Origin of the sequence: Streptomyces hainanensis, assembly GCF_004348415.1 — a bacterium.
Taxonomy (GTDB): domain Bacteria; phylum Actinomycetota; class Actinomycetes; order Streptomycetales; family Streptomycetaceae; genus Streptomyces; species Streptomyces hainanensis.
Genome location: NZ_SMKI01000257.1, coordinates 1 through 11,264, shown reverse-complemented (window position 1 = coordinate 11,264; position 11,264 = coordinate 1). Strand labels below are relative to the sequence as shown.

Annotated in this window: 11 protein-coding genes and 1 pseudogene; 2 read left to right on the top strand and 10 right to left on the bottom strand. The window is 69.8% G+C overall.

Going from position 1 to position 11,264, the window contains the following annotated elements; all coding sequences use genetic code 11:
- The coding region (locus E1283_RS22310) for an RICIN domain-containing protein (protein ID WP_165956209.1) at positions 1-639 on the top strand (639 nt) is incomplete at its 5' end.
- 153 nt (positions 640-792) lie between these two features.
- Positions 793-1,554 (top strand): putative adhesin, encoded by a 762-nt coding sequence (locus E1283_RS22305; RefSeq protein WP_132819899.1) that lies wholly within the window; start codon positions 793-795, stop codon positions 1,552-1,554.
- 37 nt (positions 1,555-1,591) lie between these two features.
- Here the strand turns inward: E1283_RS22305 and E1283_RS22300 are convergent, their stop codons facing one another.
- The 10 genes and pseudogenes from E1283_RS22300 to E1283_RS22255 all read right to left on the bottom strand — a co-directional run.
- Positions 1,592-3,637: an ATP-binding protein gene (locus tag E1283_RS22300; protein WP_132819898.1), complete on the bottom strand. Its 2,046-nt coding sequence runs from the start codon at positions 3,635-3,637 to the stop codon at positions 1,592-1,594.
- Positions 3,634-4,290, bottom strand: coding sequence for a Pvc16 family protein (locus tag E1283_RS22295; RefSeq protein ID WP_132819897.1), 657 nt, complete (start codon positions 4,288-4,290; stop codon positions 3,634-3,636). The genes E1283_RS22300 and E1283_RS22295 overlap by 4 nt, the downstream gene beginning before the upstream one ends.
- 31 nt (positions 4,291-4,321) lie before the next feature.
- Complete coding sequence (locus E1283_RS22290; RefSeq protein ID WP_341829948.1) at positions 4,322-4,930, bottom strand: helix-turn-helix transcriptional regulator; 609 nt, start codon at positions 4,928-4,930, stop codon at positions 4,322-4,324.
- A 651-nt stretch (positions 4,931-5,581) separates the two neighbouring features.
- Entirely contained in the window at positions 5,582-6,337 is a 756-nt protein-coding gene (locus E1283_RS22285) for an SDR family oxidoreductase (RefSeq protein WP_132819895.1), read from the bottom strand.
- A gap of 47 nt (positions 6,338-6,384) precedes the next feature.
- Positions 6,385-6,819 carry a GNAT family N-acetyltransferase gene (locus tag E1283_RS22280; RefSeq protein ID WP_132819894.1) on the bottom strand — a complete coding sequence of 145 codons (435 nt, stop codon included), beginning with the start codon at positions 6,817-6,819 and terminating at the stop codon, positions 6,385-6,387.
- Positions 6,816-7,313, bottom strand: a complete 498-nt coding sequence (locus E1283_RS22275; RefSeq protein WP_165956208.1) for an aminoacyl-tRNA deacylase — start codon at positions 7,311-7,313, stop codon at positions 6,816-6,818. Before E1283_RS22275 ends, E1283_RS22280 begins: the two co-directional genes overlap by 4 nt.
- Before the next feature lie 919 nt (positions 7,314-8,232).
- Entirely contained in the window at positions 8,233-8,667 is a 435-nt protein-coding gene (locus tag E1283_RS22270) for an aldo/keto reductase (RefSeq protein ID WP_132819892.1), read from the bottom strand.
- Positions 8,668-8,776: 109 nt separating this feature from the next.
- A complete protein-coding gene (locus E1283_RS22265; RefSeq protein ID WP_165956207.1) occupies positions 8,777-10,054 on the bottom strand; it encodes a tyrosine-type recombinase/integrase in 1,278 nt (425 codons plus the stop codon).
- A 6-nt stretch (positions 10,055-10,060) separates the two neighbouring features.
- On the bottom strand, positions 10,061-10,333 hold the full coding sequence (locus E1283_RS22260; RefSeq protein WP_132819891.1) for a helix-turn-helix transcriptional regulator: 273 nt from the start codon (positions 10,331-10,333) through the stop codon (positions 10,061-10,063).
- A gap of 751 nt (positions 10,334-11,084) precedes the next feature.
- Positions 11,085-11,264 (bottom strand): annotated as a pseudogene (locus tag E1283_RS22255) (hypothetical protein); the annotation flags it as partial.

Genomic DNA, 11,264 nt, shown 5'->3' with positions numbered 1-11,264 from the left:
GAGACAGCCCCCACCCCGGAGCTGACCGAGCCGCCGCCCGAGCCCGCGGAGGAGCCGACCGAGGAGCCCGCCGAGGAGGAAGAGGAGCCGGCGCCGGAGGAGGGCGACGGTGGTGGCGGAGGTGCGCCGCCACCACCCGAGGAGCCGGAATCGCCCGTGCCCGCCAGGAACGTCCTGCTGCAGAACACCTACAGCGAACGGTGCGCCGACATTCCCGGACGGGGCCGGGGAGAGCAGAGCGGCGTCGTGCAGCAGGCCGAGTGCACCGTGGCCGGCGACAACCAGTTGTGGCACCTGGAGGTGGAGTACCCCGAGGGCGGCCCGGGCAGCGCGCCGCTCTTCCAGATCGTCAACGCGGCGGACGGTCTGTGCATGGACCTGCCGGGACGCGGGGGGCAGCCCCGCAGGACACAGGTCATCCAGTCCGCCTGCGATGGCACGACGGGCGACAACCAGCTGTGGTGGCTCGAGGAACGGGGAGAGAACCGTTACTGGATCCACAACTTCGCCAGCAACGGCCTGTGCCTGGACGTGGACGGCCTGACCGACGAGACGGGCGCCCCGCTCGCCGTCTACGACTGCATCGACGACGACGACCAGGAGTGGCAGATCGTCAGGCCCTTCGAGGAGGACGAGTGAGGGCAACCGGCGGCCCCGCATGCTCGGGGCGAACGCGACGCGCGGCGGCTCGGCGTTCGGGATGCCGGCCGCGTGGTCCTGGCGGAGGTGAGTGGAGTTCTCGCATCCTGGCAGCAGGAGTGACGGAGCCTGAGAGCGAGTCGAGGAGCGGAGATGTTTGAACGCGAAGAGCGCACTAGCGACTCCACCAGGAAGAGCCCGCCGAGCCGCACCGCACCCGCGCCGGATCTCATGCAACACCTGCAGGACCGTGCCGGGAACGCCGCGGTGACCGGGTTGATCGGGCAGATGGGAGCACTGTCCGTGGAACAACCGGAAACGATCAGTGACCGGGTGGGATCCTGGCGCGCCCATCAGACTCCAGGTCGGCGCGACGGTGGCACGGTCCTCTCCGGTCATGGTGCCCACGATGTGTCCGGCGGCGCTTTGACAACGACCATTCCGGAAGGCACGAGAGTGCACTTCTACACACCGCATGGTTTCCCCCTCGAAGACAGTCGCGCCCACCGGATCGAGCGAGGTGAACTGGGGCCCGCGACAAGTCCGCGGGGGGAAACCACGCGGGATATCGTCTCGGCGGACGACGAGGAGGACAGGGAGACCGTGGACCCCCGCGCCCGCAGCACCCACGGGCCGGGCGACGTCATCCCGGACTACACCCTCTACCATCCGCGGCGACTGAACGTCCATGGAAGCCCCGTCCAGCTGCGACGGCGCCGGGGCCCCTACGACTTCCGTGGCGAGTACGTCGTCGGACTCCGCAGGCAAGGTCCAGTGATCATCAGCGAACTGAAGCAACTGAGAGTCATCGCTCCCGACACGACCGTCACGGTCGAGGAGGCGGCTCGGCTGTCGTCTCTCCTCAGCCCCGGCATGGGAGACGTGCACTTCGCCGCCTGTCGCTCCGTGAAGTAGTACGTGTGTCAGAGCCTTGGAGTGCCCCCGGGCCGGGCTACCACGCGTCGGTGAACTCGCCGGGCACCAGGCGGCCGGCCTTGCGGTACTCGCGGCGGGCGCCCTCCAGCAGGTCGGGCCCGGTGACCGACCCGCCGCGCCCGGCGGCGAGGTAGGCGGCGGTGACGACCGCGCCGCGGATGGCGCCGCCCGCCAGTTCGAATCCGGCGGCGAGTTCCCTCAGGTCGATGTCCTCGGCGCCCGGCACGCGCTCCAGGCAGTGGCGCCACAGCGCCAGCCGCTGCTCCGGATCGGGGAAGGGGAAGTCGACCACGAGGTCCAGGCGGCGGGTGAACGCCTCGTCGATGTTGGCCCGCAGGTTCGTCGTCATCAGGGCGATGCCGTCGAAGGATTCGAGGCGTTGGAGGAGGTACGCGCTCTCCATGTTGGCGTAGCGGTCGTGGGAGTCCTTGACCTCGGAGCGTTTGCCGAAGACCGCGTCGGCCTCGTCGAACAGCAGCACGGCGTCGGTGCGGTCGGCCTCGGTGAAGACGCGTTCGAGGTTCTTCTGGGTCTCGCCGACGTACTTGTCCACCACCGACGACAGTTGCAGGACGTAGAGGTCGAGGCCGAGTTCGGCCGCCACGACCTCCGCGGCGAGGGTCTTGCCGGTGCCGGACTCGCCCGCGAAAAGTCCGAGTACGCCCCGGCCCCGGCCGCCGCCCGCGCTCAGCCGCCACTCGCCGAGCACGCGGTCGCGGTGCCGGGCGCGCAGCGCGAGTTCGCGCAGCTGGGACAGGGGCCCGGCGGGCAGGACCAGGTCGGTCCAGTCGACGGCGGGTCGGATCTGGCGGGCGTGCCGTTCGAGCCCGGAGGCGGACTGCTGCCGGGCGGCGCGGCGCAGGTGGGCGGTGGTGAGCGGGGCGCCGTCGAGGTCGGCCAGCGCCCGGGCGGCGCGCGCGGCCCGGGCGACGCCCTCGCCGCCCAGGTGGTAGGGAGCCACGGCCGTCGCCAGGTCGAACTCTGGTTCGTCGCCGGCCGTGAGGCCGAGGGCGGCGGACCAGGCCGCCGCGTCCCCCGCTCCGCGCCGGGGCGCGTCCAGCACCAGCGGGTCGTGTCCGCACCAGCGGGGATCGTACGGGCGCGGGTCGGTGAGCAGCACGGAGACGTCCTGCTGCGCGGTCAGTTCTCGTAGCAGCGTGGCCGGTTCGTCCGGCAGTCCTGACACGATGACGGGGCGTTTCGACAGCCGGGCCTCGCGCAGCAGGGTGGGCACGTCCTCGGGCGGACCGTCGTATACCAGGGTTCGGCCGCCCAGCGCGGCGGTGGCGCAGGCCAGCCCGTCGCCCTCGCGGTGCTCGCGCAGGTAGACGACGGCCGGGCCGCGGGCGAGGCGGGCGGACAGCCGGTCGGCGAGTCCGCCGTCGGGGTACGCGGCGGTCGGCTCCGGGGTGGGGCGCAGGTGCGCGGCGAGCGCCGCGTCCGGGGTGTCGTCGCCGAGCAGGTGCGCCACGACGCGGTCGGGCACGTGCAGCGAGCGGCTGAGGAAGGGGCGTTCGGGCTCCTCGACGGTGAGCAGGCCGAGCGCGGCGAGTGGTGCCGCCGGGTGGAATCGGGCGCGGGCCGCCGCCAGGTGTCCTGGCAGCCCGCACACGTCGAGCACGAGTCCGATCGTGGCCCGGCGGCGGCTGACGTTGTCGTTGAGGTAGCCGTAGAGCGGCTCGAAGGGGCGGTCGAGGTCGGGGGCGACGGAGATGAGCAGCGCGGCGACGTCGACCTCGGTGAGACCGAACCGGTGGGCGAGCATGCCAAGACGGTCGCCGCCCGCGTCGGGAGGGGCGGACCCGTCGGGCCCCGGCGCGGCGCCGCGGGCGGCGGTGGGGCCGGTGTGGAGCAGATGCCGTACGGCGTCCCCGGACAGGTAGAGACCGCGCATCGGGTCGCCGGCGGTAGGGTCGCCGGCGGAACGGTCCTCGACCAGCCACGCGACCCGGTCCCACAGCCGGGCCAGCCGGACGAGGAGCGCGCCGGCCGGGTCGGCATCCCCTCGGCCGTCCGGGGCGGGGCCGTCGTGCTCCGGTGGTGTCACGGTCTCCGTGGTCACGTGGCCGCCCCCCGGGACTGCCGTGCCGTCGCCACCTGGTGGGGCCGGTGGGCGCGTACGTCGGGGGCCGCCTCGGGCTCGTCCACGCGCCGCGCGCGGACCACCATGCCCTCCGTGACCAGCGGGCCGGCGTCGTACTCGGGGTAGCCGGGGAAGGGAACGATCACCACCAGGTCGATGGACGGCTTGAGTTCGCCGCCGAGCGCGGACCAGATCTCCGCGAGGGAGCGGGACTCGGTGTGGTCACCGGCGACCGTCAGCTGCACCGGCAGGCCGACCGCGCCGAGCGCGCCCGGGAGTTCGGACGAGGGCAGCTGTTCGCGGGGCAGCAGCGTGGCCAGCAGGGCGGACAGCACGCGGTGCTCGTCCTCCGCCCGCCTCGTCCACGCCGTGACCAGGTACGACAGCCGGAACCAGCGTGGCGGCGACCGGTGCTTCACGACCATGTCGTGGTCGTCGCGCACGGGCGCGATTCCCTGGTGGCGGCGCTTCACGTCCTCCCGCAGGTCGTACAGGTACGCGTTGATGGTGGGCGCGTTGCGCCGGGCCGCCCAGTCGCGGGTGGGCGCGTCGAACGAGACCTCGATGCCGGAGCCGGCCAGCGCTCCGCCGCCGAGCAGTCCCTTGAGGACTTCGTCCACCTCGTGAATCACCGTCAGGCTTCCGTTTCTGTCGTCCGGTCGGTCAGAGGTAGCCCTCGCGGAGGGCGTACGCGACGGCGTGCGCCCGGTTCCTCAGGTGCAGCCGCGTGGTCAGTTCGTGCAGGATGTTCTTGATCGTGCGGTCGGAGTAGGCCAGCTTCGCGGCGATCTCGCTGGTGCCGAGGCCGTCGGCGACCAGCCGCAGCACGTCCACCTCGCGCGGCGAGAGGCCCGAGCCGGGGACGCCGACCCGGCCGGCCGCCGTCCGATGCAGCACGTTCACCTGGTCGATCAGCCGGCCGAGCAGGTCGGCGGGCAGTTCGCCGTCGCCGCGCGCCGCCGCCATCACCGCCTGTGCCAGGCGGTCCTCGGTGGCCTCGTGACGCCAGACGATGGCGCCGATGCCGATGCCGAGCACGTCGAGGAGCTTGGCGTCGCGCAGCGAGCCCACCACGAGCACGGCCCGGGTCTGCCCGCTGCCCATCATGCGGCGCAGCCGGGCGACGGCGTCGTCGTCGAGGACATCGCTGATGAGCAGGGCCACCGTGCCTGGGCCGGTCTCGGAGTCCTCGCGGAGCTCGATCTCCGGGCGTCGGCGCAGCTGGCCTCGCGCGCCTTCCCTGGAGATCGGGTCCAGTGCGTGGACGGTCACCGGAATCCGTCCGCCGGGGCGCCCGCGCTGCCCCGGCAGCGCGGGGGTAGCGGGGCGCGATGTCGCCGCCGTGTCCGCGTCGATCCGCGGCAGTGAGCTTCTCAACATTCCCCCTGGTCCGCTTCTCCGGAGCTTCGCGTTCACGGGCCTCAGGCGGCGCACCGACATGTCGGTGCGCGCGGTAAGCCGAACACGGGCTGACCGGCTGACGACCCCACCACTTTGTTGACGCGTCACATACGCTAGGCGGCGGATACTTGAGATGTCAACTAACGCCCTGGGGCGCAGGGTTCGCAGGCACGGACTGGGAGCGAGTGCCCCATCCGGGCTGTGTCGCGTGACTCGCCGGTTGCCGGTGCCGGCGTCGTCACGGGGGTCCCGGATCGGTCGGGGATCGAAGCGGGCGAAGCTCTTCTCACCGGCGATGTCGTGCCAGGCGAAGTCGTCATCACCGAACGGGGGCTGCTGGACTTCGTCGCGCTTCAGCGGCGCCTGGGCCGGACCCGGGCTGCGGCGCGGCTGCTGGCCGGGCAGGAGCCGGCGCGCCTGATGGGGATCTTTGGAAGTCCCCACCGGTGCTCGGCTCGGTCCCCGAACCTGCTGTTGTTCCCCGTCTTGCGAGGCGGCTGGCGTCGGGGCGGATGGTGCGTCTCACCCTTCGGTGGCCGTGGCACGGGCCACGCCGTCGCGAGGCGGGTGCCGCGGGTGCCGAGCCGGAGCCGCCGTGCCGGCCGTGAGTCCCAGGGCTGCCTTCGCCTGTCGGGTGCGTTCGTCGGCGAGGACTTCCGTCCGGCCCGCTTCGACGGCGGCGAGGGTCTGCTCGGCGATCGCCTTCGGGGAGTTCTTGGGACCGGTGACATGGGCGGCCATGTCGGTGTCGATGTATCCGCAGTGCACGCCGACGACGAGGACGCCGGTGTCGTGGAGTTCGCCGCGGATCCCGTTGGTCAGGGCCCAGGCGGCGGCCTTGGAAGCGCTGTAGGAGCCCATCGCGGGGTTGGTGTACCAGCTCGCGATGGACAGCACGTTGACGATGGCGCCGGGCGAGTTGGCGGTGAGCAGCGGGGCGAAGGCACGGCACATGGCGAGCGTGCCGAAGTAGTTGACCTCCATCTCCGTGCGGGCGGCGTCCACGCCGGGCGCGGCCAGCAGGGGGCTGTCGGTGAGGACGGCGGCGTTGTTGACCAGCAAGGTCACGTCGGAGCAGGTCTCGGCGGCCGCGGCCACCTGGGCGGGATCGGTGATGTCGAGGCGGACCGGGATCACGCCGGGCTCGCGGACCGACCGCGGGTCGCGGGCCCCGCCGTAGACGCGGTGTGCGCCGCGTTCCAGGAGCAGCTGGGCCATCACCTCTCCGAGCCCCCGATTCGCGCCGGTCACCAGTGCCGTCGCCCCCTGGATCCGCATGATGTCAACCCTCTTCTCGCCCGGCCGGCTCGCCGGCGGTCTCCCGATCACGTAGTGGACCACTTGAGATGGACGGCGGTCTCGTGGAACCCCAGCGTGCGATAGAAGTCGGCCGCCCTGCGGGTCGGCACGGTCACCTCGACGTCCCTCGCCTCCCGGGCCCTCGCCTGCGCTGCCCGGACCAGCGCCGAACCCGTACCGCGGCCCCGCAGGGGCTCGTCCACGGTGAGTTCGAGCAGTTCGAGGATCGTGCCGCCGGCGAACAGGGTGGGCACGCGCAGCGCGAGCAGGTACCCGACCACGCACGAGTCCCGCTCGGCCACCAGGAACTCGGCGCCGCCGTCCGAGGCGGCCTCGATGACGCGAGGGAAGGTGGCGTCGTCGAAGACCGCTCGGTCGGGCCGGTAACTCGTCACAAACCCGCTCAGCAGACGGTAGATGCCATCGGCGTCCGAGGACGTGGCGTCGCGGACGGTCATCATGCCGGCCCGTCCGCCGGGAGGGCGACGATCGACGCCGTGGCGGCTCCCGGGACGGCTGCGATGAGCTCCGCCGCCTCGATCTCGATGCTGCTGTCGGGCCGACCGCTCCCGCAGCGCACACGCCCCAGACTGCTGACCGTCCCGTCGAACACCACCATCGCACCCCGGTCCGCGGACACGGGACACACCCCGCCTGGCCGCATCCCTGCCCGTGCTAACCGCCCGGCGCCGGCGGGAGACAGGTCGTTGCGACGGACCCCGGCCGCGCGGGCGAGGGCGCCGTACCGCAGCCGTGCGTGGCCGGGCACTGCCGCCAGCAGGAGACGGTCCTCAGGAGTGACGAACGCCAGGGTCTTGACGGTCCGCTCCAGCGGAACGCCCAACGCGGCGCAGATCTCCACCGGGCCGGTCACGTCAGGGTGCTCGTGCAGCCGGAAGGGCACACCGAGCGAAGCGAGGATCTGCGGTGGACCAACAGGTGCGAGACCGTTCACCCCGTCGAGGTTACCGTGCACACGATGCGAGTTGATCACCGTTCACGGAGCAGAAGTCGGCCGCGCCCGCGGTTGGCCAAGCGGACAGGGAGGCGCGGGAAGCTGCGGCAGCTCCCGTGGCTTCGGTTACCTGGGCGTGGTGAGAGTTGACGCGCATCACGGAAATCCGGTCTGCCCAAGCCGGTGTTGTCACGCACGGGCCGCGCTTGACCGTCAACAGGGAGCTGACCGATTGTATCGGCGATTCGTCAGCCGGAGCCTGATGTCCCCGGGGCGCACTGCCCCAGTCGACGTGGCCGCTCTCGGGAGACCCCTTGCTCTGGCCCGGAGCACGATCCGGGCTGGAGAGCCGGCGCGGTGCCATCTCCAGGACGGGGCTCGCGAACTCGACTTCCAGCATGGCTATCTGAGCGGCGGCCACTGACCCAGCCCCACCCGGCCGAAGACCATGAATCCGATCGCCTCGAATAAGAGAAGGGCCCACATCGAGCTGTTCGAGGGGTGCCTGGTGGATCTTCCCCGTTCATCCGGACGGACAAGGTTGCCACCAGGTCTGGCCGAGTGAAAAGGCGGCAGTGAGCGTCGCAGGCGACCGGCCAGCTTCGGCTGTGACCGGCGGCCAGCAGTGCCTGAACTCGGGCGTGGATGGCTCTGGTGCGGTCGGAGAAGTGGCGCCAGGTGGGCCGTGGGCCCATGGGAGTCCGGTGTCGACGCCGTCGTCTCCGTCGGCCCGGGAGCCGGGTCGGGGGGCGGCTGGGAGATGCGGACTGGGAGGCAGCCGCGGGTCAGGGGCCTTGCTCGGCCGGCAGTTGCTGCGCGAGCCCTGCTGGGCGCACCGTGTCGCCGCCGAGCTCGGCGGCGACACGGTGCGCGTGAGCGGTACCTCTACGCCGTCAACAGGTAGACCCCGAAGGGCGCGTCAGAAGTAGGTGGGTTCGCGCGGGGTGTAGTGCTCCTCCAGGGCCGTGGCCTCGTCGTCGGTGAGTTCGATGTCGAGGGCCGCGGCGGCGTCGGCGAGGTGGTGGGCCTTGGTGGCGCCCACGATGGGGGAGTCGACGACCGGGTTGCGCAGTACCCAGGCCATCGCGACCTGCGCCATCGACACCCCGCGCGCCTCGGCGATCCGTTGGACGGCGTCGACGGTCGCCTTGTCGCTGTCGAGGAAGAGTGGCCGGCCCTGCTGGTCGGTGGTGGGGTTGGCCTGGCCGCGGCTGGTGCTCCGGTCGCCCCAGGGGCGGGTGACCAGGCCGCCGGCGAGGGGGCTCCACGGGATGGAGCCCACGCCCTGGTCGGCCAGCAGCCCGAACATCTCGCGCTCCTCCTCGCGCTGCACCAGGTTGTACTGGTCCATCATGGTGACCTCTTCACCGTGCCGTGCCTCACCTGCGATTTTATGGGGAAATCCCCGCGGCACGGTGCCGCAGGGACTTCTCAGGGACTTTCCATTCCTGGAGCGTGGTGGCTCAGGCTGCCAGCCAGATGTCGATCGCGGCGAGTCCGCGCCGGCCTGCGCCGGGCATGAAGTGAGCGTAGTGCTCCAGAGTGATGGCGGGGGAGGCGTGGCCAAGCCACTGGGAGAGGCTGACCACAGACTCACCTGCCTCAAGCTGCACGCTCGCGTAGGTGTGCCTGAGCACATGGAACATGTCATGACGCGACCGCTCAAGTATCGGATGACGTCGTACTTGCCCGCCCTTTTGCTGCGTGGTCTTCTCACCGGTGATCCGCACCACGCCAGCGGACAAGAGAGCGGGACGCCAACTGCAGTCGTTCCAGGTGGTGGGCAGGATTCGGTTACCCTGCGAGGTGCTCAGGACGAGACGCACCATCACCGGCTTCCGCTGACGCGCTTCCACCTTGGTCTGCGGCGGTTCTGGGTTGCGCCACGGTAGCGTGCACTCCACTGCCGGGAAACGCCGTAGGTGTTCACGGATGCGGAGTCCAAGATTGGGTGGCAGAAGGACCGTACGAGTCTTACCCCCTTTGGGTAGGCAGAAATATGGCCTGCCGCGTACATCCCAGCGCAGTTGTCGCCGTACATGCACAACTCCGCGGACGTAGTCGACGTCCCGTTCGTCCAGACCGAACGCTTCACCCTGCCGTAGACCGAGCCCGACTCCGAGGTCTACCGCGATCCGGTATCGCTCCTGAAGGCCCTTTCGCACGGCATCCACAGTGGCGCGAGACCATGCCTTCGCTTTCTTCTCTTGTCGTTTAGGGCGTTTTACTGAGCGGTGCACCTTCATCGGATGCTTCAGGAGGCGCTTATCCTCAACAGCCGCTGTGAGTACGGTGGACAAGTGGATCCATACGGTCTCGGCAGTCGAGTCGTCCACCCGAGACAACAATCCTGATTTGAAGGATCGGAGGGCGGCGGCGTCGATGTCGTTTAGGGTGAAGGAGCCAAGAAGAGGAATGACGTGGTTCCAGATTCGGCTGCGCATTGGAGCCGCTGTCGAAGGCTCATAGGACTGATTTGGCCACCACTCCTGCTCGATGTAGTCAGCGAGTAGGATGCTTCCATCTCGAGGATCGTGGAACTCTCCCCGTTTGTGATCAGCTGTGGCGATAGCCAGCCAGTTCTTGGCATCCTCGCTCGTGCCGAAGGAACGGTCGCGTACGCCGGGTATCCCTTTAACCCGATACCGCAGTCCTTTCCCCCACTGTGTAGTGCGCTCTCGCTTGCCAGTGGCCTTGTTTGGGCGCTTCTTCAGCCACCGATCCTCTATGTAACCAGCCATGGGATATCAGTTGGACCGCCGTGAGTGGCGGCGCTCCGCCCTCCGGCTGATCGGGTTCAGCGACTCATTCGAGCGAGAGTCGGCCCGCTCCTGCTCGGCTATCCACTTGTTGAGCGACGAAACGCGATACATGACACGGCGTCCCATTCGGAAGCTTGGCGGCCCCTGTCGTCGGTGGCGCCAGATGTACAAAGTATTTGCGGTAATGCCGAGGTATTCGGCAGCCTTGGGTAGAGTTAGGAATGCAGTTGCGGAAGTGTCGACGTCTTTCTCGTGCAATCTGGGTCCTCAGGCATGTTCGGCGCGATGGGTATGCCGAGGATCTCGGAGATTCCGGGCTTGGGGTAACTGGGAATCTCTGCTATAAGTCGGCCATCTGGTCAGGTGTTGTACTTTGACATCCAAGCGGATAGGAAATCCACTACCTGTTATCTGCCGAGGGCGAACTCGAGGTGCGGCTTGGGCGAGCTATTGGCCGAGGGCCGGCAACCGGTGGAGGTCGCGGAGCGGCGGGCCTATCCCGTTCGTGTCGTTGAGGATGTCGACGGCGAGCCGGGGCTGTGGCGGCGGCATGGTGGGGGGTCCGATGAGGGCCGTAGCGGAGTTGGCTGATGCGCAGGTTCGCCGTGTCGGCGCTGATCGCGCCCGGGTGGGGGCCGGTCTTGGGCATCAGGGTGACCTGGCCGGTTCGAACGTTGCCGTGGCTGTATCGCGGCAGGGCTGGGTGCTCCCGGGGATCGGTGAAGTCGACGACCCTCTTAGAGGAACCCGTGACGATTTGCCAGCTCTGCGCCGTCTTGCGTAGGCAGTCTGCCGTCCGGCGCATGCGGTCGCCGAGCTCGGCGGGCTGCTCTTCGGCGAGGTGGAGAAGGAGTCGGCTGGTGTCCGTTGCCCCTGCAGTCTGGTTGGCGTGCGGACGGGTGGTAGTCGGGGCTGGTCGTGGGCGTGCTCGTTGTTGCGTCTTCGCTCGGCCCGGCAGGCTTGCTACTTCTTTCCGGATGACGGAGACGACGCCGCGGCCGCGGAATCGCTATGTGGACTTGTTGCGGTTCACGGCGGTGTGTTTCGTGTGTGTGGGGCACTGGTTGGTGACGTCCCGGTAGACCATGCGGCGGCCGTCACCGCCGGCCCCGGTGGACGTGAACAGCACCAGGTCGAACCCGGTCTCCTCGGCGCGCTCCTCGATGCCCAGCAGGAAGTCGAAGTAGAA